The following is a 24,488-nucleotide window of genomic DNA, read 5'->3' as shown; positions in this document are numbered from 1 at the left end:
TAACTTAGGGTTTTGAAAAAAGAAACAGAAATTTAAGAAAAAATTAATAAAATAGTTTGATTTCAGTTTTCAACAAAGCTGAGAACCAAAAAAGAATAGGAAACCCTAACTTTGCTCTGATAAAATTTTAAAAAGAATTTAGAATTATTATATAAATAATGATCTAAGCCGCGAAATGATATGAGTGTAAATGTACTAAGAGAAAGCTTAAGCCAAGAAACGGCAGCCAAAGACAGTTTAAAAATCTCGTTTGCACCTTTGTCGGTGGATGAGGTGTATCGTTTAGCGGATGATGCGGCTAATGGTGCCATTGTGATGATGAGTGGAACTGTTCGCAATCAAACCGATGGCAAAGCGGTAATTTACTTAGAATATCAAGCTTATGAACCGATGGCTCGAGAAATTTTTCGCGCTATTGCGGCCCAGATTCGCCAACGTTGGCCAGAGGTTAATCGCGTGGTTATCCATCATCGCATTGGAAAATTAGAGATAGGAGAAATTAGCGTTTTAGTGGCTGTGGGATGTCCTCATCGGGGGGAAGCGTTTGAAGCTTGTCGTTATGCTATTGATACTCTTAAGCATAATGCGCCTATTTGGAAGAAAGAATTTTGGCGAGATGGTGCTAGTCAGTGGGTGAGTATTGGCGCTTGCGAAGTCGATAATGGGAATACTAACGGTTGAAAAAAAATGATTAATGGTGAACATCAACGATGTGTAATGGTTTGTCAGCACCAATCTTGTCAGGTGCAGGGAGCGGCTAAGGTTCTTTTAGCCTTTCACATGGCCGATTTACCTGATGATACTTTAGTGATGCCGACAGGTTGTCAGGGACAATGTAGCACCAGTCCCACTGTGAGAATTATTCCGGAGGAAATTTGGTATTGTCGAGTACAATCTACTGATGTGCCGCTTATTGTGGAACAACATTTAAAGGGAGGAAAACCCGTAAAAGAAAAGTTACATCCCCGTTTTCATCCTAACTGTTAGCTATTCCTAAAATTGCCCTTCTTTGCTCATTTTCTACTTGATAAGAGGGTTGATATACTTGTCTTAATAGTAGTTTTAGGGATGATAAGTGAGGTGGTTTTTTTTAGTTGATTTTTAGGATTTAGTTGAAGGGTGTAAAATCCCACTTTCAATTATCTTGTCGGCGAAAATATGAAATTGCCTAACGGAGAACAAGCGGAAATTGCAATGGAAAAGTTAATTAACTATTGCTTAAATCCTGACCATTCTAGCGGTAAACATAAAGCTAGGCTTTTCAAGTCTCGTTTAGGCATCACTCAAGAAAATGCTGAATTATTATTATCAATGATTCGTCTAGCGGCTATTGAAGGGGAAGTAATTCAGCAAGCACAGACAGATTTTGGTCAACAGTTTAAGGTAGATTGGACAATACCTAATCAAGAAGGAATGCAACTTCGGACAATTTGGGAAGTCACTTCTACGAATGCAAAGCCTCGTCTTATTTCTGCGTTTATTAGGTAGGTATTATGAAAAATATTTTAATGTTAGATACAGTAGCGATTATTAATCCGATTGCTAAGGAAAGATTAACCTTAGTTGAACCCGAATTGATGTCTATTGAAAGCTTACCCAGTGGACAGGTGGGAACGGTAGTAGAAATTTATGAAAAAGAGGGAGAAAAGCAATATTTAGTGGAGTTTGCTGATAGCAAAGGACGGGAATATGCGATGGCTATTTTAAAGGAAGATGAGTTATTGGTTTTACATTATGAACTTGAAGTAGCTTAATCAGTGTTTTTTGACTTTGTCTATTTACTTTACCTTGTAACGTTCGCGCTCACCAAATGCAAATTACGTTCGCATCTCAGGTGACCAGTTTTCACGATCTGGTGCAGCGCGGTTGTTAAGCTTTACATTTCGTGTAGACTCAAACTGAATGCACTACCTAGCACATACCAAATATTTTGCCATCTTACCTTCACAAGATCAGTACCTACATAGGTTGTCTCGTGATTTCCTCTACGAAGCAATTTGCCATTGCCAATATAGCTTATTTCAAACTCTCCCATCCGAAGCTTACTCATCTCACTTGGCAACACTGTAAGTAATGGAGCAACATAAACAGGATCATCAGCTATTACGAAGAAAAAATCGCCTTTTATCTTCAATCTGCCACTGGATCTAGAAAAGAATCTCTAGACAGATTATATAAAACAATGGATACTATTGGACAAAAAGCACAAGAGAGAGGATTAACCCCTGAAATTTTAGAATCTCTCTTAAATGAAGATGAATAGACGATTTGTTCTTGATACAAATATCATTATTAGTTCCGTTTTATCGCCAAACAGTAAACCGAACATGGCTTTAAAAAAAGCCCAACATTTAGGAATCATTATCGTATCTCCTGCAACTTGGCAAGAATTAGAAACCGTCTTATTTCGACCAAAGTTTGACCCCTATATTACCCTTGAAGAACGTCAACAATTTTTATTAGGTTTATCTCAAACCGTTGAATTTATTCTATAAATGAGCTTTCTAACCGATATTTGTCGAGATCCTAAAGATAATAAATATTTGGAATTAGCCGTTAATGGTCAAGCAGAATCTATTATTACAGGTGATCAAGATTTATTAATTTTACACCCTTTTCAATCAATTAATATTGTTACGGTTAATGATTTTTTACTGAGTGATTAAGTCAAAATAATCCCCTCAACCAACCAATGAATCATCCTATCCACCTCCTGCCAAAAATCATACCCCAACAAACATCCTAAAACATACTCCCCTAAATTTTCCATCATCTCGAAGGATAGGCTCACATAATGCCGCGAAGCGATCAATTAACTTTTGTAACAAACTTTGTTAAGTTGTATTGCTAAAATTTTTTAAACCTTTGCTAATTCAGGTTTTTACTTTGTTAAGTAATATGCGATTAACCCATAGAATTTTAAATTATTCTTAAAAGCCTAAACTTCGATGGTTTTAAAAATGGGCAGGAGATAATATAGTTTAGTTGTTTACTACACAAGCGAAAAAAAAAAATCCTCCTTAAGACATAATTCACGAATTAGGAAAATTGCCATGAATTTACTGAACAAATCGCTAATCTGGGCGAATGTATTCGCTATTGCCATATCATTCGTGACGTTCTTCTTCCCCGCGACTGCCATGGCCGATGTCGGCGTACCGAGCGCGAAGGATATATTTAAATCAATTGCCATTCAAAACGGAACGTTCAAGCTGCAAAGAGAAAGGGTACTTGACATGGCCGAACCAGTTCGTAGTGCCATCGTTGCTTTACCAGACGGTGAAACCGGAATGATCGAGTTAATTCAAATTGTTAACGTATCTCCTAATGGTCAGCAAGAGATTGAGTTCGGCTGTTCTAATCTTAAAGTTAAGAATAAAACCGACTTAATTCAATCCTGTGGCGGCCCTGCTATTTTGAAACCGGGACTTACGATTTACCGAGCGAGCGGAAAAGATTTTGGACCGGCTCTCGATGTTACCTTGGGCGTTGATCTCAAGCCCGATTTTCCCTCGTAAATCTACTAAAATCAATTCTCTAATTAGGATTCCATTTACTGTGAAACCGCTACTGATCAAGAAAAAATCGAGCGATAGGAACTAGACTTGGAATCCGCTAAAAATATCCTCGTCTCTAGCACTATGGAAAAATTTCAAAGAAAAACGGACGGAAAGATTTTTAATGCCAATCTGGCTTTTATTGGGTTTTGTTTTGTGATCGGTTTAACCGGATTCGGCTATATTCTCGCTATACTTCCGGGAATTTCTCCTCCTATACCGGGTGCTTCAGCTACTTGTATTACAGGGCCTTGGAAATGGGGATTAATCACTACCCACGTTTTAACGTTCGTTCTGATTCCTCTGGCGATGAGAATTTTTTACCAGAGTTTGAAAAACCTCGGATTGCCATTGAAGGCGATTTTTGGTTCTCAACTCGGTCTAGCTTTTATCATGGTGGCGATCGCTTCGGAAATCGGTTGGCACGTTACCCAATGTTGGTACTACTACAACGATTTTACGATGCTGAACTTTATGTTCTATTTTTTCTTGATCTCTGCCTTCGCTCTCTGGTCGGATAGCTTAGCCAAGAAAGACACGATGCTCACGAAAGCGGTTAATCTTGTTTTTGCGATTAGCTTGTTAGTGGTTTCTCTTCTGTATCCCCTAGGGTACGCGCACAATAATAGTAGTTTCAAGATTCCTATTTACATCGCGCTCACCATTGTTTTTAGCGTACTCACCTACCGTGGTTATAAATTATTAAAGGATTGGAAAGTAATTTTAGTGCCGTTTTTCTCGGTCGGGGTTAATTTAACTTTTATTTTTCTCCTCGATCAATATGGTGGCAATCCCTATAGCGATCCCCAAATAACTTTTAATGCTTTGTTCCACATTTTACACGATTTGTGTGGAACGGAAGCGGGAGTGGCCATTTTTACTTGGTTGGTCTACCGTCAGGGAATTCTCGGTGAATTTCCCACCGCAACTGTACCGCTCGAACAAAGTTAGGATTGCGTTCTTTTGATGGAGAAGCTTTTTGATGAATTCAATACTGTCGTTTGTTTATCCTTTCGGACATTTCAGCCTCGCGCTAATGGAAGGGATATTGCTCGGTTGGGCGATCCGTCTATGGCTGCGAGCGAATAGTCTGGCGATGATCGTTTTACCGATTGTCTTGGTGAGTCTAGGTTATGATAATCTCGTTCTGGCAATGGGAAGGGTGATCGGCGAGGGAGAACTCTTAATTAAGTTGAGCGCGGTACGTTTTTATTTACACGGTATTGTGATCCCTCTGTTTATTGTTATTGGGATCGAACTATCCCACCGGGCTGGAGCGGTTTGGGCGAATCGTGTTACGCGAGTTCTGTCTTGGTTATTCGCGTTAGGACTGGCCGCGATCCCATTTGTGACGAATTCCGCCGGTTTGGATTTAATTCCTGTTACCTTCGCGGGTGTTTTACGCTATAAGCTTGCGACAGTTAAAGGCCCGCCAATTATTACGATTGTGGTCAATCTGTTTGTTTTCGCTATCAGTATCGGTCTCTGGTTCCGGCTCCGATGGCGGTGGTTATTTGCGGGAACGGCGATCGCTTTAATCGGTAACGCTATTCCTTCCGTTTTAGTCGGCACGTTACCGGGGAGCGCGTCGGAATTTGTTTTGGCTCTGTGTTTGTTACTAACCGAGCGAAGAACCCGAACCGAGCGGAGGACTTCCGGCGATCGCTCCGTCGGTGCTGGCTCTCCGCTACCTGGTATATAAAAGCTCCTTTTTGTATTGATCTTGGAGAATTTAATGATGGCAAACCACACGGATCTAGAAATCAATTTCACTGACGAACGACGAGATGGCTATACGGTCTATCAATCCGGTAGCCATATCCGGGGTAATTATATTCAAGTTTTTGTTCCCCATAAGCCCTGTTTTGATACTGAAGGAAAACGAAAGCTAATTGTTTATTTACACGGTTTCGCTTTATGCCTCCCCCAATTCTACGAGGCTCATTTGGAAGAGTTAGCTAAAAAGGGCTATTATGTATTTTTTCCCGATTTTCAAAAAAGTGACTATCCTGACAGTATAGAGCAAAGGGATTTGAAAGCTAGTCAAAAGAAACGTCACTTATATTTTTGGTATCAAATGGCGATCGATACGATCCGACAAAGAAAAACTCCTTCGGACGATAAATTCGCTCAACAAACAAGAAAAGCCCGTGAATTCTGTCGCATTCGCGTTGCTCCTAACGAACCTAGCCCGATCAAATGTCTGGCGATCGCACTCGCTATTATTACAATTATTTTAATCGTCCGGCTAGTGTATATTTTTGCTCCAGAATATCGTAAGAATCTGGTCAAACTGATCTCCACTGTCGGTTTAAGTCTTCTCTACAGTCCTATCGATTGGATGGAAAGCGCAGTTACATTAACTTCCGAGTCTTGGCGAATATTATGCGAAAAAAATCCCGAACTCGATGGCGATTTTGATTTTTATGTTTTCGGTCATTCTTTAGGTGGGTTATTGGCGTTGAGTTGGCCTTATTTTGTCGCGGATTTTAATCGCACGAAATATAATTTCTTAGCCAAACAAATTTTGACCGCCGATCCCGCGCCGAGTAGTCTGTTGGGCCTTCCTCGAATTGCCCTATTTATTTTACGGCTGTTCCGCTCCCCGTTTACTTCAAAACCGATTGAGATTAAAAAAACCGGAGCGAAATTGGATATTCCTGTTGGTATCTTGCACGGGGTAGACGATACAATCGTCAATCCCAAAACTTGGGTGAAAGGAAGTTTAGGAAGTGCAAAACCCAATTTCGACTATATTGCCAGCACTCAGAAAAAAATTTATTTTTCCCTTTCGGAAAAGCAAGATCATCCTCCTCTAATCGCTTTCCACAATCAGGCGGTAACCGATACGACCTATTTCGACGATGCTTTGTTTAAGAATTTCGGTGGTGTTAAAAAGCAACCCAATGCTTACAACTCGGAATATATTTGGCCGGGATTTGAATATGTGATCAAAAACCAATACGACGCGAATGATTTATTAGGTCATTTACCGCTAAAAACGATCAAAATAACCGATAATTTGCCGCCAAAGTCATCGCCTCTCGCCTGGATTATTCCCCTCCTAAGTTTGCTATTGTTAGGGGGATTTAGTTATTGGCTCTGGTATCGTGGACTCGTTTAACACTCCGTCGCACGTAAGTGTATTGGACTTGTCGTAAGGTATGAGCGATCGCCAGAAGGAAAGTCTTGAATCTTAATCCAAGGAACATAGTTTTTTCCTGTCCCTTGGCCACGACCTTCCTTTTGGTAGCGTTCAAAAAGAGCTAACCATAATTATAGAACTTTATTATCCTCCGGTAATTGCCGCCTAACCCAACCTACTCAACCGTAACGCTTTTTCGCCAAATTACGCGGCTGATCCACATCTAAGCCTCTTCTGGCCGCAATATGATAAGCCAACAATTGCAAAGGAATAACCGCCAACATCGGCGATAAAATCTCATCTACCTTTGGCACCGTTAACAAATCATCAAACGTATGAGAAGCATCGAGATCATCAATAACCGTCACCCCAATTAAACGCGCATCTCTGGCTTTGGCTTCCTGAGCATTGGAGATCACTTTTTCATAAACTAGCCCAGGCATAGCAATAGCAACCACAGGCACTTTAGCATCTAATAAAGCAATAGGACCATGTTTCATCTCTCCAGCCGGATAGCCTTCAGCATGAATATAACTGATCTCTTTTAACTTTAAAGCCCCCTCTAAAGCGATAGGAAAATTAATGCCTCGCCCGAGAAAAATAAAATCTTGAGTATCATTAAACTCATGAGCCAATTCTTCAATCAATGACTCTTGTTTTTCTAATACTAACTCCATCTGTCGGGGCAAATGCCGCAACCCTTCTATGATCGTTGCGAACTGTTCTAAAGATAAAGCTTGACGACGGTAAGCTAACTCTAACGCTAATAGATAAAATCCCATTAACTGAGCGGTAAAACTCTTAGTGGCGGCTACCCCCACCTCAATACCCGCTTGAGTATTAATAATCTCATTTACCATGTGAGCTAGGGTACTTTCAGGGCGGTTAGTAATCCCTAATATTCGCGGTTGATATTTAGATTCTAAAGCGATGCGGCGCTGTTTTTCCGTTTCTAAAGCCGCCAAGGTATCGGCGGTTTCTCCCGACTGAGTTACCCCTATACTGAGAGTATTGGCCGTAATCGGAGATGGCGCATAACGAAATTCTGAGGCATATTGTACCATCGTGGGAATACCCGCCAACTGTTCAATCAAGTATTTCCCCACTAAGCTAGAATGCCAACTGGTTCCACAGGCTAAAATTTGAACGTTTTCTACTTTATTTAATAAAGATTCTGATAAGCCTAAATTAATCGGGCTAACTTGCGAATTATTTTGAGGGTGCCAATCGGGATTTAGATAGGCTTCTAAACAACTGCGGATCACGTTAGGTTGCTCATAAATTTCTTTGAGCATAAAGTGACGGAATCCCTGTTTTTCCACAGTGGTGAGATTCCAATCTAGGGTTCTAGGGGTCTTCTTAAGACGTTTACCCTCAAAATTGTAAATTTCTACGCCCAAGGGGGTTAAACGGGCAATTTCCCCATTCTCTAGCGATAAAACCGCATGGGTATGAGGCATTAATGCCGTCACATCAGAAGCACAGAAAAATTCCCCTTGTCCAAAACCCAAGATTAAGGGCGCTTGTTGACGGGCGACGATTAATTCATCCGGATGATCTACACATAAAACCCCGATGGCAAATGCTCCCTCTAAACGATTAATCGCCGCTTGTACCGCTTTTAAGAAACTATCGGCATCTTCGGGGTCAGTCTGTTGAGATAAAATATCAGCAATTAAGTTAGGAATTACTTCTGTGTCGGTTTCTGAAAGAAATTGATAGCCTTTGCTTTTCAATTCTTCTCGTAATTCTTGATAATTTTCCACAATGCCATTTTGCACTACGGCTACTCGTCCGTTAGAATCTCTATGGGGGTGGGCATTATGTTCTTCAGGTTTTCCGTGAGTGGCCCAGCGAGTATGACCAATACCGATTTGAGCCGGATTGACTTCTCTTTCCAGTTTTTCTCGTAGATTGTAGAGTTTTCCTTTGGCCCGAGTACAGTGTAACTCCCCTTCTAAGATGGTAGCGACTCCTGCTGAGTCATATCCTCTATACTCTAGTCTTTCTAAACCGCCGAGTAGAATCTCAACTGCGGTTTGAGTTCCAATATATCCAACTATTCCACACATTTAATTTATCTGATTATCTTTAATAAGTTACTTGTTATGCATTTGACAAGCCTCAAGCTTTACTGAGAATTTAATATAAATCCTCATTTTTGAGATTGCCCGTGTTTTTAGGCGGAAAATTTTTGTTAAGTCATGTAACGCTCCTCAATGCTTACTAAAAGCTTAGAATATCATAGCAGGTAAGCTTTGTTTCTACCTAGATTTACGATAATGACTTAGTACGACGAAATTAGAAATCTTGTGTTTCACTTGGGGGAGTAACTGCCCCGGGTTGGTTGAGGAATAAGTTACCCGCCGCATCATTTTGATAAATACAATCAATTTTCGGTTTTCCTTCTAGAGGTCCCGTAAATCCAAAAGTATTCATCCTATTTTTGCACTCTCCCACTTGCTGATTACTAATTAATCGTTTTTGTTCTAGAATAGCCCAATTATTACGCCGCAACACACAACCCGGTTGCATGGTGGGTTGAGTCACATAGACATTGAAGGGATTAAGCGTGATAAATACCCTCAGATCACTGACAATGGCACTGGCCCCGAATTGTATACATAATTCCGCATTAGGGGCACTGCGATCAATCACTTCTCTTGAGGCAACATTTTCAGGGCTAAAACTGGCAGTAGAACTAAAACCGATTCCTACTCCTACTCCTAAAACAAATATGCCGCCAAAAAGGGCTATCTGTCCATAATTCAAGTTAAATCCCCCAACAGAAGAACCCGGAGCCGATCTTTGTGGGTTAGAACGAGGAGGAGGCGAATATTTAGGTCTTCTGGCCATAAATAATAATCTTTGTTTAAGGTCTTGGATGTTGGCTAAATTTCTTCCATCCTAACAAACCTCAGCTACCAAGACGTTATTTTATCGGGCGGGGAGTGCCCACCCAAATCTTAAATTTCTATTTTTTCGCGGGTTTTCTTCGGAAAAATAGGCTAAAACCTATAGCTGTAGCTGATCCTAAAATGGTCATGGGTTCTGGAACCGCCTGAAAAATCACTTGGCCTTGACCGTCAAAATTGTAGGGTTCAAAACCTAAATTGTTTACAGCAATTAGCCGGCCTTTTGCATCTGTTGCAATAATCAATTTATCCACATTACCCGCCACTTGTTCTATTAAATAATCGCCGCTAATTGAAAAATTCCCGCTTCCAAAAAACACCGGAAACTCACCGGCATAATTTTTGGGAAAAGCCGAAGGCAGTTGAACCGCATCTGAAAATCCATTAATGTTTATCCCGACTAAGTTGCCAGAATTAAAATAAAAGGTTGGCTCGGATAAATTAAACTTGGACAAATATCCGTTAGCAATATACACATCACTCCTGAATTTAAAGTTAAATTTTGCCTCGGGCAATTGAGATAAAGTAGCTTGTTCAAAACCCACACCTGTTAAATTAGTTTTTTCTTGATCAAAACTTAGACTCCCTTTAAGATCGCCCGAGATTGAAGAATTTTCTGGATCAATATAGAATTTAAAAGCGGCTGCCTGAGCCGGTCCTAAATAAACTATAGAACTGGCGATAATTGTGCCGACGGTACTAAGTGCTAACTGAGTGGACAATTTGTTCATTTTTTCGGTTCAATTTTTGAAAAAAATTGTCAAAATTATTTAAATTTTTAGCCCATGTAGCCTATTAATATTGTTAGCCCATTTTTTTAGACTAGAAATTAAAAAGAATAATTTAATTTAGTCGATTTTATTTGACAAAAATGGGTTGATTTAAGGCAAAATTGCCCCTGTAAGGTCTACATTGGTTAAAATAGTACCTGTAAGGTCTGCACCTGTCAAGTCAGCATAACACAGAATAGCTCCGCTCAAATCTGCATAACTGAGGTCGGCATTTTGCAAATTCGCTTCACTCAGGTCAGTGGGTAAACAATTCTGCCAAATTCCCTTACTTAAATCTGCCCTACAAAGTTGAGCATTCATCAGTTGAGCTTGATACAAATTAGCCCCATTGAGTTTGGCATAACTTAAGTTAGCTGCACTTAAATTGGCTTGTGTAAGATTGGTTCTTTGTTCGGAGGTAGGACGAAAATCTGCTTCGTAGACAATCGCACCCGGTAATTGAGCTAAACTCAGATTGGCTCCTCCTAAAGTAGCTTTAATCAAATTCACTTGGGTTAGATTAGCTTCAGTGAGAATTGCGCCGCTTAGGTCTACCTCCCGTAATATAGCTTTTTCTAAATTAGCTTTGCTAAAATCTGTTCCCCATAAAATTGCTTCACTGAAATCCGCTCCTAAAAAACAGGCAGCCGAAAAATTTGTTTTCCCCAGTCGAGAGGAACGAAAATCTGAATATGAGAAGTCAGCCCTACTGAGATTAACTTTTATTAATTCTACTTCCTGTAAGTTACTTTTTTGAAACTCTCTTTCCCCTTGTGTGTATCGTTTTAAAAGTTCATTGATATCCATGCTAATTGTTGAGATTAGTTGTGTAAGATCTCTATTATCCAACAAATGCCTTCAAAATTATCCTCTGTTCCCTCTCCCCTAAAGAAAAGCCCCACATTCTAGCAGGGCTTTAAGGCTTAGGGTATCAATGTTCAATTCATCTGATGAGTTATTTAGTCATTTTTGTGGCTTTTTTTGCCACCTTCTCGACCGATTTCGGCCATATGTTCACGATCTTGACTTACAGCTTTTCCTCCTTTGCTACCGGCTTCTCTGGCTTCTTCTGAGGTAAACTCATGGGCTGTTCCTTTTTCATGAGCGGCTTTACCGCCTTTACTGGCGATTTCCCGTTGTTTATCCTCATCCATTGAAGCAAATCCGCGCTTACTGGTATCAGACATCTTTATACTCCTTAAATCTTTGTTCTTATCGGGTTATATGGGGTTTTTCAAGTATTCTCTAAAAACAAGAAATCAACTTTAAGAAGTTAACATTTACTGAATATTGTTGAGCAAATGTCTTGTTTTTTAAGTCCATACTTGAACGATGATTACGATTACAATCGTAAAAAGTAATACATGAGAATTCATCTTTCTAAAGTTCTGTATTAATTTATGACTTCTGAGATAAGTAAATTTTCTCTAATTGTGTTCTTAGTCTCAGCATCTTGAAAAAACAAAATAACATCTATCCTGTTCTGATGATGGGTATTAGTCGAAGCGCGACGCTCCCAAATTGATCGGGCTTTCTTTGGCTGTTGGGCTTGCTGTTTGTTTTATGTCATCCTTGGCCTTGCCAAGGAAATAGCGAAGGCAGATCCAATAATCTATCACCCGACTCTCATTCGTTACAGTGCGTAAGTCCTAAAATGAAAAAAAAGATTTCATAAGCCTAAGCCGCATAAATTTAAGAGAAGATAAGATTAACTTTAAAACCTTTTGTCCTTGAGCATCCTAATATAAAAGGAAACAGGGGAAACCAAATAGTAAAAAAACCCTAAAAATATACAGCACTGGGGTGGCGCGTAATGACATTCAAACTCGGTTATTATTTATCGTTACCCGTCTTCTGTGTTAGAAATCTTTAAAAAGTCTTACCTAGGAAACGCTAGAATAAACTCTGATCATGAAAGTATCCCTAACCCTGAACACACTGCTATGACGACTCAGTCAGATCCCTGTATTTTGGCGGCTATTGATATTGGAACCAACTCGATCCACATGGTAGTGGTTCACATCGATCCCACCATACCCGCTTTTACCATTATCGCCCGAGAAAAAGATACTGTTAGACTCGGGGACCGAGACCCAAAAACCGGGGAACTTACCTCAGCCGCTATGGAAAGATCACTCGCTACCTTAAAACGATGTAAAGACTTTGCCATCAGTTTAAATGCAGATCATATCGTGGCAGTGGCCACCAGTGCCACCCGAGAAGCCCCCAATGGCTATGAATTTTTACAACAGATAGAACAGGAAGTCGGGATCGTTGTTAATCTTATTTCGGGTTATGAAGAAGCCAGACGCATCTATTTAGGGGTTTTATCTGGCATGGATTTTCAAAACCAGCCGCATATTATTATTGATATTGGCGGCGGTTCTACAGAGATCATTTTAGCTGACTCAGATGATGCTCGTTTCTTGAGTAGTACAAAAGTTGGGGCCGTGCGTTTAACTCAAGATTTTGTTCATAGCGATCCCATTAGTGATAAAGAATTTGCTATCCTACGGGCTTATGTGCGGGGAATGATAGAACGTCCCATTGATGAATTGCGGACTTATTTAAAGCCAGAAGAAGAACCGCGTTTAGTGGGAACTTCTGGTACTATTGAAACGTTAGCCACTATCCATGCTTTAGAAAAATTGGGGTCTGTTCCGAGTCCTCTCAATGGCTATCAAATTACTCGTAAAGATATTAAAGAAATGCTCAAGCGTTTCGCTTCTATGAGTTTTGAGCAAAGGCTTATGATTCCGGGTATGTCGGACAAACGCGCCGAGATTATTTTAGCCGGATCGGTGGTTTTATTAGAAGCCATGACTATGTTAAAAATAGAGACTATTACCCTCTGTGAACGCGCTTTGCGTGAGGGAATGATTGTAGACTGGATGCTGACTCATGGATATATTGCGGATCGCTTGCGCTATCAAAGTGAAATTCGTCAGCGCAGTGTGTTTAAAATTGGCCATAAATATGATGTCAATTTAGACCATGCCAAACGAGTAGCCGCTTTTGCACTCAGTTTATTTGACCAAATTCAGGGCACTCTTCATACTTGGGGAAGTGAAGAAAAAGAGTTCCTGTGGGCGGCAGCAATTTTACATAATTGCGGCTTGTATATTAGTCATTCTTCCCACCATAAACATTCCTATTATTTAATTCGTAATGGTGAGTTGTTGGGCTATACTGAGGTGGAACTAGAATTAATTGCCAATATCGCCCGCTATCACCGCAAGAGTAAACCGAGAAAAAAACATATTCCTTATAGTAAGTTGCCGGATATTCAGCGCAAAATGATTAAACAACTCAGTAGTATTTTACGGATTGCTGTTGCTTTAGACCGCCGGCAAATCGGAGGAATTGCGCGATTAGACTGTAAGTATGACCCTGAATACAAAACCCTACATTTACATTTATTCCCGAGTCAACCGGATGATGATTGTGCTTTGGAACTGTGGAATTTAGATTACAAAAAGCTGGTTTTTGAGGAAGAATATAATGTTAAAGTGGTGGCGACTTTAGAAGCGGCTCCGGTTAAGGTTTAAAAGGGTGGGATGCGTTCAGAGCGCATCCTCATAGGCTGGGCTGCGGAACGAGTTCCGCACTAGGTTTAAAAGATAGACAAGGGATAAACAAGCCAAATTAAATTAATAGGAGTTAATTAGCGACTTGCAAAAATTGTCAGAAAATCAGAACGGATGATCTCTCTTGTCGCCTAAATTAATTTTTTAAAACATTTATATAAATGCTCACATCTTTTCTAGCATCTTGATCAAATTGTAATCCTACTTCTGTTTCAATAGTAATCAATACCTCTGGCTGAGAAATATCATCTATTTGAATACTTTTAATTTTGACTATTTGACAGTATGATTTATTTTTATCCACTAAAAAAACAGTATTTCCAACAGATAAATTAGCATCTATAATTTTAGCTACTGCTGCTTTAGACGTTTTATACCACTCGATGATTTTCCCAATATCTTTAACTTTATTTATTGATTTTTGCCGTTCAATAATATGATAGGTTACTAAATCAGCCAATGCTTGACATAAAACCTCCACAAAACCGCACAAGTCTAATAATCTTCTATATCCTAAAACATTATCAATAATAGCACCGTGAGCGGCTTCATTGCGATAATCAATCAGTTCTTTTAGTTCTCCTTCAGGAGTATTTTCATCACCTAAAACTTCTTTTATAAAAGACTTTACGCTTCTATGATTTTCTACCCAATTCCACGCTTTTGATATACCGGCTTCAGCGAATAATTTTTGTAAAGCATCTTTTCGTAAGTTCTGATCGTGAAAAAGGAAGGCATCGGGAATTAGATCATATTGGTTTTGATTAGGAGTATTCCCTAAATATAAACCTCGAATAACGTCCTCAATTGAAAGATGTTCATATCTATTTTTTTTCTTTTTGAGTACAATTAATAAATTAGCTACGCCTATCTGATGCGTTCCTCGTATTTCTTCAGGTAAATCTAAATAACAAGAAAATAAATTTGGTAGCCTTGCTATCCAATCTTTAATCAAACTTTCAATAAAATTTTCATAAATAGCATAAAGTCTTGTTACAACAGCACAATGATCATAAACTCTCCAATCATCAACATTTGGAATAGTATTTTTAATAGAAGTTAAATCTAAATAATCATGCTCAGTCTTTTCAAATGTAAACGCCTTACCAAAAAAAATATCACGTAGTTTTTCATTAGTTTGTACCAGAGAACGAACTGTAGAAATGTTCCCTTTCATGGTTTTGATAAGTTCATCAAACATTATTCTTCAATGATCTGCTCTAACATTTTATTAAATAAATCAATCCTTTTTTCAAGATCAGCTTTAGTTTTTCCTTGACCTGTAAATAGTTTTGCTTCTCTTGTTTTAAAAAGCTCTTTGGTTTTTTCAATCACTGTTGATTTTTTTTGAATTAAAATATCACTACTAGATAGATGATTACTTAAACCAACCATTACAGCATCATAATAGGCTTTGTAAGAGGAAGAGTTCCAAGTATTTGAAGAGGGATCAAAAGGTTTAAATAACTTATCTCCATAAATTTGATGAGCCATTTCAATAGTTTTCAAAAAAATATCTCGCAGAATTTCTATATCTTTGTCGGAAAATTTGAGACTGTTCATCATATATGAGTTTAAAAAATTTTCAAAATTTCCTTTAAAACTAGCAATATGTCTCAAAGCAAAAAAACGCAGAATTAATTCAGTATCTTCCATTTTTTTATAGAAGTTGTTTTTATCCAGTTCTTCTGGCTTATCAAGAGTAATTCCCCAGGCTTTGGCAAAAAAAGTATTTTTTGAAAGTTCAATTAATAGTTGATCAAACTGTCCATAATATAAACAGTGTCTTATTTCCTGACGACTTAAAGCTACTCCTCCTGTGTTTAAACGCTCAAATGCAAGTTGTTTTAAAAAAAATGCTTCTTCGGGATCTGCTGTTGACTCTGTAATCAAAACTATAGATGATATAGAACGACGGTCAATACCTGCTTTTATTTTTGCCGGTAGTTTTTTATAAGTTTTTCCATTAAGTTCAGGCCAAATTTCTAGTCCTGTAAGCTTTAATTTATCATCATAAAAATCTTGAATAGCAGTAATTCTTTGCTGACCATCCATGACTTCATAGGAATTATAATCTTTTTCATATAAAATTATAGGAGGAACAGGAATATTAATTAAAAAAGATTCGATGAGTCTTGATTGCCTTTTTTTATCCCAACGAGGTCTTCTTTGATAAAAAGGACGAATTTCTATATAATTTGGATTTTTTAAAGAAGCCGCAAAAGTAGGTAACTTTTCTCGATTCATTTCCGTTAATATTCTTTTTTCTCCTTTATCATATTTTTCATTAATATCATCATCAGACATTTTTGGCGGCTTACCTGAACGAGTAACATCCCACATTGTTTCTTCAGATGGTGCTAGTATCATTGATAGCTCCTTTCGTATATAAATTAAAAAATGAACAGGGCGAGTATTGCCTACTAATATTCTACTCTTCGTCAAGCCATTCCTGACCCCCCGGTAAATGGCTTAAAAACCGATCAACTTGCTCAGGTAACGCTTTACTTTCATAATTATAAGTCAAAGCGAGTAACTCTTGAGCGAGTTGTATCACTTGAACTTGATCAACTCGAGATAAAATTTGTTTAGGTTTTAAATTGCCGCCTAATATTTCAACACTCGCTAACCGAATAGCATCCTCAAAAGCATCCTCTAAAAACTCTTGCCATTCATCAGCATTAATATAATAAGAGCGTTTATTATCTTTTAAATTCAGTTTTTTAATCTGTCGAATAGAATCCACAATAGAAGCCGCCCAAGAATTGGTTAAACGCTCCTCAACCTGATTTTTCAGAAGATGGACAAGTAAACGCACTAAAAAAAAATCAATACTTCTAATAATAGCTTGTTTACTCATTTCCTCTAGATCATCAACAATGGCTAAAGCATCCTCATAGCGGCTTTCTAAAATACTCATTCTCAAATCAATTAATTCTTGTCCCATAAACCCGTAAAAGCCAAGGAAATCACCATCTTATCTTAACATTAAAAAAAAATTAGTTTAAAATTTATGATATACTTAACCTAAAATCAATAAAATACCATAAATGACCATCCGTGACCTAGCAATTGAAAAACTGCGAACGCTTCCCGAACCTCTTTTACAAGAGGTCAATGATTTTATAGATTTTTTGATTCATAAAAATAATCAAGTACCATCTCAATTAGAGGAACAGCTTCAAGAAGATATTGAAATTTTTGAAGCAGATTTTTCTGACTATCTATCTAATTTAGAAGATTATGAAAATCGTCTAGCGAGGAATGAAATTCAATGGTAGAGGTTAAGCGAGGCGATGTTGTCTTATGCGATCTTAACCCTGTCATTGGTACAGAACAAAAAGGAATAAGACCTGTTGTAGTTTTACAAATAGATAGGGCTAATGCGGTTAGTCCTCATACAATTATTGCTCCGTTTACCACAAAAATTCGCCGTGTTATTTTACCATCTCATGTCTTGATTACAGCAGGAATAGGTGGCTTAAATCAAGAGTCTGTAATTCTTTGTGAACAAATTCGAGTTATTGACAATTCTAGAATTATTAGATTATTGGGCCATCTTGATGAAATTTATATAGAACAGATAGCTAAAGCATTAGCTGCTATCTTGGGTTTGCAAGAAACACAGGAATAGTTTTTATTGGCAAGAGTTATTTCCCAATTATGACATGACAGTTCTCCCGATTAATCTTTATACTATTAATGGTAACTGTGTTACCCAATAAACCCATCTTGCACCCTCAATAAATACCTAAAACCATGCCCAAAGTCGAAGAAATTGCCAACTACGCCCAAACCAGCGCCCAAAAAATAGGAATAGAAAAATTTGATATCTATGGTTCCTTAATAGATGAAACCAGTGCAGAAGTTTTTGGCGGCAAACCAAAACAAGTAGAAGCCGCTAACCGTTCTACAGTGATTGTACGGGTTTGGAATAAAGATAACTTAGTCGGAGTCACCACCACTACAGATGTTGACGCATTGGGCCTAGATTTAGCCCTAAAAACCGCTTATGAAGCTAGTCAGTTTGGCGTAAAAGAAAATATACCTGACTTTAGCCCCGAAGCCAAAGCCCCAACCGCAGACATCAAAATCGAAAGATTACCTCAAGCGCCTGCTGCAACCTTAATTGAAAAATTAATTGCCGCCGAAAAAACCTTAATGGATGCACACCCGGCCATTGTTGCAGTCCCTTATAATGGCATCGGACAACAAGATGTGGAGCGCTTCTATCTTAACAGCGAAGGAGCCTTGCGGCAGGAATCTCGTTCTTATGCCTCGATTTATCTATATACCAAAACCGAACAAGAAGGTAAAAAACCCCGCAGTGCTGGCGCTATTAAAATCAGCCGCAGCTTAAATAATTTAGATATTGATGGATGTCTCAAAGAAGCCGCCAAAAAAACCATCAGTCACTTAGATTATAAACCGATTAAAACTGCTCAATATCGGGTGGTTTTCTCTCCTAAAGCCTTTTTAAGCTTACTGGGGGCTTTTTCTAATCTGTACAATGCTCAAAGTATTCTCGATAAACAAAGTCTTTCTACCCCTGACTCTTTAGGAAAACAAATCGCCTCTTCTTGGTTATCGGTGTATGATGATGCACTGTACCCAGACAATATCTCAGTAGAAACCTTTGACGGCGAAGGAACTCCTACTCGTCGAGTTCCCCTGATCGAAAAAGGTATTCTCACCGGTTTTCTCCATAGTGTAGGAACAGCCAAACGGATGAACGCTCAACCCACTGGTAATGCTGACTTAGGAGCAAAAGTGAGCATTAGTCCAAATTATTATCATGTCTTGGCCGGAGAAACCAATGGCGAAAGTTTGAGTTTAGATAAAGCCGAAAATGTGGTTCTCATTGATAGTGTTCAAGCGCTTCATGCCGGAGTGAATGCTTTACAGGGATCATTTTCTTTGCCGTTTGATGGTTGGTTGGTTAATAATGGGGAATTAACCAGTATCGACTCCGCTACCGTAGCCGGTGATTTTCTCAAACTCTTAGAGTCGATCATTTTTGTCGAACCCGAAGCAGAAGTTACCCCTAGAGGCGTTTGTCCGCGAGTTTGGGTGGATAAACTTTCTATTACCGGTGAATAATACAAAAATACTATATCGCTCCCTCTCCTCGTCGGGGAACGGTTGAGGGAGAGGTTAAACCCATTAGTTTAATAAACTACCTTTCTTTCGTTCTGAACGCGGCGAACGCTTTTTCTAACTCAGGTTGAGAAACCGAAGTGATAAAAAAGAGTTTAAACTTTTCTGCTTGAGAGAGATAAGCCGCATAAGCTGAACTAAAATAAGAGCGATATTGAGGATCATTGAGCAGATAAGCCCCAAAGTAAGCCGTGAGCATACCATTACGATAGCTATGAAGTAAATCCGGACTCGGTAAAGTCAACTTTTCCACAGACTCCACCACTTCGGTAATACCCGCATCAAGTTGAGAAAAATCAACGTGCGCCTGTCCTTCTGCCAACGCTAAAAACTTATTCGGTGTCGTCAACCAAACAAAAGAACGCACTTGTTCAAAAACTGCCGGAGTGGCCGGATCGTAATTTCCCGAAGCCAAAAGGATCGGAATTTCAATTTTAGCCAGTCCTTTTTGACCAAAAATACTACTGTTAACCGGATTACTGGCCACCACCATTTTTATGCGAGGGTCACGGAAATTATAAACTTGACGCGGTAACGCTAAAGCGCGACACTGAAGCAATAAAGACGTATTCAGTCCGCCAAAGGGACGCTCACATTCTTCTTGCAAAAAATCAAAATCAATTTCTGCCCCGGCTACCGCTAAAGCCGTATATCCCCCAAAAGAATGCCCCCCTATCCCCACATTATTGGTATCCAAGCGCCCGCCAAATTCTCTAGCGTTGCGGCGTTCGAGTTCATCAATTACATAACTAATATCTTTAGGTCGGTTAATAAATTCATCCCGGTCAAAAACTTCTCTAGAAGTCCCTTCTATTAACGCTTTTGCCTGTTTCAAATCACTCCCAGGATGCTGAGGCATTGCAACCACATAGCCATAAGTGGCCAAATGTTGAGCCAAACTTTCAAAGTCTTCAGGCCTCGAAGCCAGTCCGTGAGAGAAGAGAATTAGGGGTGTTTTCCCCTCGCGCCATCGTTGAGGTTTATAGACAATCACATAAAACTGACGATTTCGCGCCGTATCGTTCAGGTTCATGACGATTTTTTCTGCACCATAAGCACCAGGTTGGCGAAGGTCTGGCAATTTAGAAAAATCAATAGGTGGCTGTTGTTTTTGGGCCTCCTCATTGGACAAGCGAGCCATAACATCCGTAAATAGCACAGTGGCTCGAACGACCTTGTCAATAGTTCTGGCCAAGCCTAAAATCTGTTCTCCTTGCAATTGAACATCTGTCGGTAATTTACGTAAAATATTGAGTAAAGTTAGTCCTTGTTGGGGATCTAAAGCCGCGCTGATAATCGCCGCACGCAGGGCAAATTTTCCATTGCGACCGCCAGGAAGGGTAACATATCTCCCAAACCGGTTTAAGATCGCTTCTCCAATTTCCGTATTGAAAAAGCGAGACAGTACCACCGGATCAAGCTCAATACGCTTAGTTAAAGCTTGGCGGAATTCTTCTTCTTGTTGCCGGTTTGTCCTCCTAAAATAAAAAGCCAGATTGTTATTAACGATGTTGTCCTTGGCAAACAGTTCTAACGACTCCACCCTCAGCGATAACTTAGCCGGACCATAAGTAAACAATATTGTCTGTGCGGCTTTCACTGGCAGCGTATAAATTAACGCACAAAAAACAGCCAAGACTATCCCTTTTTGCTGAAGAAACGACGGCAAAACCAACCGACGAGGAGTGATCAGGTACTTGTTTGCTTCCTCAGTCTGAGTCACACTCAAGAGATGTTTATTCCTGTGCGGGGACTTCTGTAATCTGGCTATTATCGGTAACCGTCTCAGGGAGAAGTTAAAAGACTGAGCCGATTTTTTTTTCGCTAAGGATCTGTCTTCATTGAGGATTTTTTTACTCATTGTTATTATTGAATTTTAACTCGAGTTCCCATAGAGCAATCCTAGAGGATCTGAACAAAATCTTTTTTTAATGACAATTTTTATTCACCTCTGACGGACTGCTATCCTAATATATATTAATTTGAGCAAGCTCTTAAATAATTTTTTTATTACTTATTCCTTATTCGGTTGAGAACATTTTTTTAAATCTTCTTTTTCTTTTTGAATCTCTTCTTGTAATTTTTGCAACTGTTGCCAACGAATTTCTAATTTTTCTTTTTCTTGTTTCAGAGATATTTCTAATTCTTGAAGTTGATCTCTACGGGTTTCTACTTCTAAATGACGACGAGTTAAATCTAAACTTTGTCCGGTAATTTCTTGTCTCCATTGTTCAATCCTTTCTTGTTCTTTTTCCACAAATTCTGGCGTAATTTTATTGTCTTTTAAATGTTTTTCAATCATCTTTAAAATCCAGTCTTTAGCCGGTTTTATTTTTTGAATTTGTTCCGGCTCAGACATCTCCACTAACACTAACAACCCTTCAGCTAGATCACAGTAATGATGAAAAGGAAAACTGAGCGAATTTGAGTGGCTCACTTCCCAAATCTCTTCTGATTTTTCGTGAGCTAATAATTGAAGTTCCATCTCACCGGAAATAGTATTTTTATTGACTTGAGCCAGATATAACATAGCTGCTTAATTGTTAATTGTTAGTTGTTAGCTGTTAGCTGTTAGTTACTGTTATTTAATAAAAATAACCAACAACCAACAACCAATAACAAGATTATTCGAGACGTAGAATGCGTTCTCGTAAAATTTCAGCTTGTTTTTGTGCTTCGGCTAGTGTGGCTCTAGCCTCTTCGACCACTTCTATAGGAGCTTTATTAACGAAGCCAGGGTTATTTAAGCGATTTGTCAGAGAATTTATATCTCCTTCTACTTTACTTAATTTTTTCTGGAGTTTGGCTCTTAATGCCTCAATGTCCACAAGTCCGCTTAAAGGAATTAACGCCTGAACCGTACCCACCACACTAGCAATGACTTTTCCTGTATCTTCTCCTAACTCAGGGGTAATCGTCAATGGCTCAACTTTGGCTAAGTCTTGGATATACACTTGCCCCATTGTTAAAATTTGACGTTCTTGAGGGTTATCACTCTGAAGTATAAGCGGCACCGTCACGCCAGGTTTAATATCAGCTTCAGCGCGTAAATTCCTGACGGTACGGATACAACCAAATAGCAAGACAAAAGATTGCTCTAAATTTGCATCAATTAAAGCCTCATTCACTTGAGGATAAACCTGTAAGGCTAGGGACTGATCAGCGTTTTGAGTCAAAATATGCCAAATCTCCTCGGTAATATGCGGCATAAAGGGATGCAATAATTTTAAGATGCCTTCGAGGACAAAAGCTAGTGTTTTTTGGGCCACTAAGCGAGAAGGAGATGACTTATCAAATAATCTAGACTTGACTAATTCAATATACCAATCACAAAAATCTCCCCAAATAAACTCATAGAGTCCTTTGGCCGCTTCTCCTAACCCATAATTATCGATATAATTGCGGGTTTGTTGCACCGTTAAGGCAAAACGAGAGAGAATCCAGCGATCGCTCGCTTCTAAAGCTTCAGAAGTCGGTTCTCCCAAGGCTTGAGGGGTTTTGCCGTCCAAATTCATCATCACAAAGCGAGCCGCATTCCAAAGTTTATTGGCAAAATTGCGAGACGCTTCCACAGATTCAGATTCATCAGTTTGGCGGTTGTACTGTAAGCTAATATCCTGTCCGGCACCGGCTACTTCCCGAATTAATGTATAACGTAAAGCATCTGAGCCATATTTTCTGATGAGTAGCAGAGGATCTATGCCATTATTCGCAGATTTCGACATTTTTTTGCCGTTTTCATCCCGCACCAACCCATGAATATACACATCTTTAAAGGGCATTTGATCGGTAAAATAACCGGCCATCATGGTCATGCGGGCGACCCAGAAAAAGATAATATCAAAGCCAGTAACTAGGGTACTGGTAGGATAATAGGTCGCTAAGTCTAGGGTTTGTTCGGGCCATCCCATCGTAGAAAAAGGCCACAACCCAGAAGAAAACCAAGTATCTAAGACATCCGGGTCTTGTTCTAATTGAATCTTATCTCCATACTGTTGTTGAGCTTTCTCTAGGGCTTCTTCGGGGCTGTATGCCACAATAAAAGGCGTATGATCAGTAATTTGTCCGCCAGTTTCACTCACCACATACCAAGCCGGAATTTGATGACCCCACCACAATTGACGAGAAATACACCAATCTTTTAACTTAACTAACCAATCTCGATAGACTTTTGTCCAGCGTTCAGGAATAAATCTGGGAGAATTATCTTCATCCAAACAAGTCAACGCTTTTTTAGCCAGAGGATCAATTTTAACAAACCACTGAGTTGAGAGCAGAGGTTCCACCGGCACCTTGCCGCGATCACTATAAGGCACCGTATGGCGATAGTCTTCTATTTTTACCAAAAAACCGTCTTGTTCTAAACGCTTGACCACATTTTTACGGGCGACAAACCGATCCTCACCCACAAATGACCCTGAATTCTCGTTAAGCGTTCCATCTTTATTCATGATATTGATAAAGGGTAGATTATGCCGCTTACCCATTTCAAAATCATTCGGGTCATGAGCGGGCGTAACCTTAACGCAGCCGGTGCCAAAAGTCGGATCGACTAATTCATCGGCAATAATAGGAATTTGCCGTTCCATAATCGGTAAAGTAACCGTTTTTCCGATTAAATCTTGATAACGTTGATCATGAGGATTTACCGCCACGCCTGTATCCCCTAACATCGTTTCTGGTCGAGTGGTGGCCACTTCGAGATAACCACTCCCATCGCTCAAGGGATAACGAAAATGCCACAGGTGTCCATCCACTTCTTTATTTTCCACTTCTAAATCTGACACCGCCGACTGAGACTCAGGACACCAATTAACTAAATAATTACCTCGATAGATCAAACCCGCTTCATATAATTGAACAAAAGCTCGCCGCACTGCCTTTGATAAGCTTTCATCTAGAGTAAACCGTTGTCTTGACCAGTCGGCTGAGAGTCCAAGGCGTTTTAACTGATTAACAATGGTTCCGCCGGATTGTTGTTTCCATTCCCAAGCTTTTTCGAGAAATTTTTCGCGTCCGATATCGTAGCGGGTTTTTCCTTCAGCTTTCAATTGTTTTTCAAGAATCGTTTGAACCGCGATACTCGCATGATCAATTCCCGGTAGACAGAGAGTATTAAAGCCGCACATCCTTTTATAACGCACCAGGGTATCCATTAAAGCGGTATCAAAGGCGTGTCCGAGGTGTAAACTACCCGTCACATTAGGCGGGGGGATAACCAGACTATAAGCCGGTCCTCCTTGGGAAGGGTTAGCTTGAAAAATTTTTTGTTCTTCCCAGAATTTTTGCCATTTCTCTTCGGTAGTTTTAGGGTCGTATAATTTTTCTAAGGCCGGTAAAGTAGTGGTCATGGACAA

The 24,488-nt window shown here is 39.4% G+C and carries 22 protein-coding genes and 2 pseudogenes; 13 read left to right on the top strand and 11 right to left on the bottom strand.

Annotation, left to right across the window (positions count from 1 at the left end; translation table 11 throughout):
- The first annotated feature begins 180 nt into the window (after positions 1-180).
- The 9 genes and pseudogenes from CYAN7822_RS04015 to CYAN7822_RS03970 all read left to right on the top strand — a co-directional run bounded on the left by CYAN7822_RS04015 (position 181) and on the right by CYAN7822_RS03970 (position 6,681).
- Positions 181-681, top strand: a complete 501-nt coding sequence (locus CYAN7822_RS04015; RefSeq protein ID WP_013320964.1) for a molybdenum cofactor biosynthesis protein MoaE — start codon at positions 181-183, stop codon at positions 679-681.
- A gap of 6 nt (positions 682-687) precedes the next feature.
- Positions 688-987, top strand: coding sequence for a (2Fe-2S) ferredoxin domain-containing protein (locus CYAN7822_RS04010; RefSeq protein ID WP_013320963.1), 300 nt, complete (start codon positions 688-690; stop codon positions 985-987).
- Positions 988-1,158: 171 nt separating this feature from the next.
- Positions 1,159-1,488 carry a DUF6883 domain-containing protein gene (locus CYAN7822_RS04005; RefSeq protein WP_013320962.1) on the top strand — a complete coding sequence of 110 codons (330 nt, stop codon included), beginning with the start codon at positions 1,159-1,161 and terminating at the stop codon, positions 1,486-1,488.
- A gap of 5 nt (positions 1,489-1,493) precedes the next feature.
- Positions 1,494-1,754: a DUF4926 domain-containing protein gene (locus CYAN7822_RS04000; protein WP_013320961.1), complete on the top strand. Its 261-nt coding sequence runs from the start codon at positions 1,494-1,496 to the stop codon at positions 1,752-1,754.
- Between the two features lie 495 nt (positions 1,755-2,249).
- Positions 2,250-2,666 (top strand): annotated as a pseudogene (locus CYAN7822_RS03990) (putative toxin-antitoxin system toxin component, PIN family).
- 387 nt (positions 2,667-3,053) lie between these two features.
- Positions 3,054-3,518: a hypothetical protein gene (locus CYAN7822_RS37455; RefSeq protein WP_013320960.1), complete on the top strand. Its 465-nt coding sequence runs from the start codon at positions 3,054-3,056 to the stop codon at positions 3,516-3,518.
- Positions 3,519-3,641: 123 nt separating this feature from the next.
- A complete protein-coding gene (locus CYAN7822_RS03980; protein WP_013320959.1) occupies positions 3,642-4,508 on the top strand; it encodes a hypothetical protein in 867 nt (288 codons plus the stop codon).
- Between the two features lie 397 nt (positions 4,509-4,905).
- Entirely contained in the window at positions 4,906-5,259 is a 354-nt protein-coding gene (locus tag CYAN7822_RS38890) for a hypothetical protein (RefSeq protein ID WP_216701563.1), read from the top strand.
- Between the two features lie 33 nt (positions 5,260-5,292).
- A complete protein-coding gene (locus CYAN7822_RS03970) occupies positions 5,293-6,681 on the top strand; it encodes an alpha/beta fold hydrolase (protein WP_013320957.1) in 1,389 nt (462 codons plus the stop codon).
- Between the two features lie 196 nt (positions 6,682-6,877).
- Here the strand turns inward: CYAN7822_RS03970 and glmS are convergent.
- The 5 genes and pseudogenes from glmS to CYAN7822_RS03945 form a co-directional block, all read right to left on the bottom strand.
- Positions 6,878-8,774: pseudogene (gene glmS, locus CYAN7822_RS03965) on the bottom strand (glutamine--fructose-6-phosphate transaminase (isomerizing)).
- 229 nt (positions 8,775-9,003) lie between these two features.
- Positions 9,004-9,558, bottom strand: coding sequence for a DUF3172 domain-containing protein (locus CYAN7822_RS03960; protein WP_013320955.1), 555 nt, complete (start codon positions 9,556-9,558; stop codon positions 9,004-9,006).
- Positions 9,559-9,676: 118 nt separating this feature from the next.
- Positions 9,677-10,348 carry a PEP-CTERM sorting domain-containing protein gene (locus tag CYAN7822_RS03955; protein ID WP_013320954.1) on the bottom strand — a complete coding sequence of 224 codons (672 nt, stop codon included), beginning with the start codon at positions 10,346-10,348 and terminating at the stop codon, positions 9,677-9,679.
- A 150-nt stretch (positions 10,349-10,498) separates the two neighbouring features.
- Positions 10,499-11,194: a heterocyst differentiation pentapeptide repeat protein HetL gene (gene hetL / locus CYAN7822_RS03950; protein ID WP_013320953.1), complete on the bottom strand. Its 696-nt coding sequence runs from the start codon at positions 11,192-11,194 to the stop codon at positions 10,499-10,501.
- Between the two features lie 152 nt (positions 11,195-11,346).
- Entirely contained in the window at positions 11,347-11,574 is a 228-nt protein-coding gene (locus CYAN7822_RS03945) for a KGG domain-containing protein (protein WP_013320952.1), read from the bottom strand.
- A gap of 756 nt (positions 11,575-12,330) precedes the next feature.
- Here CYAN7822_RS03945 and CYAN7822_RS03940 point away from each other — a divergent pair.
- A complete protein-coding gene (locus CYAN7822_RS03940; protein WP_041933124.1) occupies positions 12,331-13,935 on the top strand; it encodes a Ppx/GppA phosphatase family protein in 1,605 nt (534 codons plus the stop codon).
- A 175-nt stretch (positions 13,936-14,110) separates the two neighbouring features.
- Here the strand turns inward: CYAN7822_RS03940 and CYAN7822_RS03935 are convergent, their stop codons facing one another.
- From CYAN7822_RS03935 to CYAN7822_RS03925, 3 genes are all read right to left on the bottom strand, one after another.
- Positions 14,111-15,175, bottom strand: a complete 1,065-nt coding sequence (locus CYAN7822_RS03935; RefSeq protein ID WP_013320950.1) for an MAE_28990/MAE_18760 family HEPN-like nuclease — start codon at positions 15,173-15,175, stop codon at positions 14,111-14,113.
- Positions 15,175-16,344, bottom strand: coding sequence for a DUF262 domain-containing protein (locus tag CYAN7822_RS03930; protein WP_013320949.1), 1,170 nt, complete (start codon positions 16,342-16,344; stop codon positions 15,175-15,177). The genes CYAN7822_RS03935 and CYAN7822_RS03930 overlap by 1 nt, the downstream gene beginning before the upstream one ends.
- 61 nt (positions 16,345-16,405) lie before the next feature.
- The gene (locus CYAN7822_RS03925) at positions 16,406-16,921 is read right to left on the bottom strand and encodes a DUF29 family protein (protein WP_013320948.1); all 516 of its coding nucleotides are present in this window, start codon (positions 16,919-16,921) and stop codon (positions 16,406-16,408) included.
- A gap of 103 nt (positions 16,922-17,024) precedes the next feature.
- Between CYAN7822_RS03925 and CYAN7822_RS03920 the strand changes: the two genes are divergently transcribed.
- The 3 genes from CYAN7822_RS03920 to CYAN7822_RS03910 all read left to right on the top strand — a co-directional run bounded on the left by CYAN7822_RS03920 (position 17,025) and on the right by CYAN7822_RS03910 (position 19,074).
- Positions 17,025-17,255 carry a DUF2281 domain-containing protein gene (locus CYAN7822_RS03920; RefSeq protein WP_013320947.1) on the top strand — a complete coding sequence of 77 codons (231 nt, stop codon included), beginning with the start codon at positions 17,025-17,027 and terminating at the stop codon, positions 17,253-17,255.
- Positions 17,249-17,608 (top strand): type II toxin-antitoxin system PemK/MazF family toxin, encoded by a 360-nt coding sequence (locus tag CYAN7822_RS03915; protein WP_013320946.1) that lies wholly within the window; start codon positions 17,249-17,251, stop codon positions 17,606-17,608. The genes CYAN7822_RS03920 and CYAN7822_RS03915 overlap by 7 nt, the downstream gene beginning before the upstream one ends.
- A 125-nt stretch (positions 17,609-17,733) precedes the next feature.
- Positions 17,734-19,074 carry a TldD/PmbA family protein gene (locus tag CYAN7822_RS03910; RefSeq protein ID WP_013320945.1) on the top strand — a complete coding sequence of 447 codons (1,341 nt, stop codon included), beginning with the start codon at positions 17,734-17,736 and terminating at the stop codon, positions 19,072-19,074.
- A 76-nt stretch (positions 19,075-19,150) separates the two neighbouring features.
- Here the strand turns inward: CYAN7822_RS03910 and CYAN7822_RS03905 are convergent, their stop codons facing one another.
- The 3 genes from CYAN7822_RS03905 to CYAN7822_RS03895 form a co-directional block, all read right to left on the bottom strand.
- Positions 19,151-20,992: an alpha/beta hydrolase gene (locus tag CYAN7822_RS03905; RefSeq protein WP_013320944.1), complete on the bottom strand. Its 1,842-nt coding sequence runs from the start codon at positions 20,990-20,992 to the stop codon at positions 19,151-19,153.
- 153 nt (positions 20,993-21,145) lie between these two features.
- Positions 21,146-21,661, bottom strand: a complete 516-nt coding sequence (locus tag CYAN7822_RS03900; RefSeq protein ID WP_013320943.1) for a hypothetical protein — start codon at positions 21,659-21,661, stop codon at positions 21,146-21,148.
- A 94-nt stretch (positions 21,662-21,755) separates the two neighbouring features.
- Entirely contained in the window at positions 21,756-24,482 is a 2,727-nt protein-coding gene (locus CYAN7822_RS03895) for a valine--tRNA ligase (RefSeq protein WP_013320942.1), read from the bottom strand.
- Positions 24,483-24,488: the final 6 nt, after the last annotated feature.

The sequence above is a fragment of the Gloeothece verrucosa PCC 7822 genome (assembly GCF_000147335.1).
GTDB lineage: Bacteria > Cyanobacteriota > Cyanobacteriia > Cyanobacteriales > Microcystaceae > Gloeothece > Gloeothece verrucosa.
The sequence above is the reverse complement of the archived record's forward strand: the minus strand, read 5'-3'. Positions and strand labels throughout refer to the sequence as shown.

Bases quoted from the DNA above. Each gene is read 5' to 3' on its own strand.
- CYAN7822_RS03960 (WP_013320955.1), bottom strand. From the start codon at position 9,558: ATGGCCAGAAGACCTAAATATTCGCCTCCTCCTCGTTCTAACCCACAA.
- CYAN7822_RS03925 (WP_013320948.1), bottom strand. From the start codon at position 16,921: ATGGGACAAGAATTAATTGATTTGAGAATGAGTATTTTAGAAAGCCGC.
- CYAN7822_RS03915 (WP_013320946.1), top strand. From the start codon at position 17,249: ATGGTAGAGGTTAAGCGAGGCGATGTTGTCTTATGCGATCTTAACCCT.
- CYAN7822_RS03895 (WP_013320942.1), bottom strand. From the start codon at position 24,482: ATGACCACTACTTTACCGGCCTTAGAAAAATTATACGACCCTAAAACT.
- CYAN7822_RS03930 (WP_013320949.1), bottom strand. From the start codon at position 16,344: ATGATACTAGCACCATCTGAAGAAACAATGTGGGATGTTACTCGTTCA.
- CYAN7822_RS03970 (WP_013320957.1), top strand. From the start codon at position 5,293: ATGATGGCAAACCACACGGATCTAGAAATCAATTTCACTGACGAACGA.
- CYAN7822_RS03980 (WP_013320959.1), top strand. From the start codon at position 3,642: ATGGAAAAATTTCAAAGAAAAACGGACGGAAAGATTTTTAATGCCAAT.
- CYAN7822_RS04010 (WP_013320963.1), top strand. From the start codon at position 688: ATGATTAATGGTGAACATCAACGATGTGTAATGGTTTGTCAGCACCAA.
- CYAN7822_RS03945 (WP_013320952.1), bottom strand. From the start codon at position 11,574: ATGTCTGATACCAGTAAGCGCGGATTTGCTTCAATGGATGAGGATAAA.
- CYAN7822_RS04005 (WP_013320962.1), top strand. From the start codon at position 1,159: ATGAAATTGCCTAACGGAGAACAAGCGGAAATTGCAATGGAAAAGTTA.
- CYAN7822_RS03900 (WP_013320943.1), bottom strand. From the start codon at position 21,661: ATGTTATATCTGGCTCAAGTCAATAAAAATACTATTTCCGGTGAGATG.
- CYAN7822_RS37455 (WP_013320960.1), top strand. From the start codon at position 3,054: ATGAATTTACTGAACAAATCGCTAATCTGGGCGAATGTATTCGCTATT.
- CYAN7822_RS03955 (WP_013320954.1), bottom strand. From the start codon at position 10,348: ATGAACAAATTGTCCACTCAGTTAGCACTTAGTACCGTCGGCACAATT.
- CYAN7822_RS03935 (WP_013320950.1), bottom strand. From the start codon at position 15,175: ATGTTTGATGAACTTATCAAAACCATGAAAGGGAACATTTCTACAGTT.
- CYAN7822_RS04015 (WP_013320964.1), top strand. From the start codon at position 181: ATGAGTGTAAATGTACTAAGAGAAAGCTTAAGCCAAGAAACGGCAGCC.
- CYAN7822_RS03920 (WP_013320947.1), top strand. From the start codon at position 17,025: ATGACCATCCGTGACCTAGCAATTGAAAAACTGCGAACGCTTCCCGAA.
- CYAN7822_RS04000 (WP_013320961.1), top strand. From the start codon at position 1,494: ATGAAAAATATTTTAATGTTAGATACAGTAGCGATTATTAATCCGATT.
- CYAN7822_RS03940 (WP_041933124.1), top strand. From the start codon at position 12,331: ATGACGACTCAGTCAGATCCCTGTATTTTGGCGGCTATTGATATTGGA.
- CYAN7822_RS03905 (WP_013320944.1), bottom strand. From the start codon at position 20,992: ATGAGTAAAAAAATCCTCAATGAAGACAGATCCTTAGCGAAAAAAAAA.
- CYAN7822_RS03910 (WP_013320945.1), top strand. From the start codon at position 17,734: ATGCCCAAAGTCGAAGAAATTGCCAACTACGCCCAAACCAGCGCCCAA.
- hetL (WP_013320953.1), bottom strand. From the start codon at position 11,194: ATGGATATCAATGAACTTTTAAAACGATACACACAAGGGGAAAGAGAG.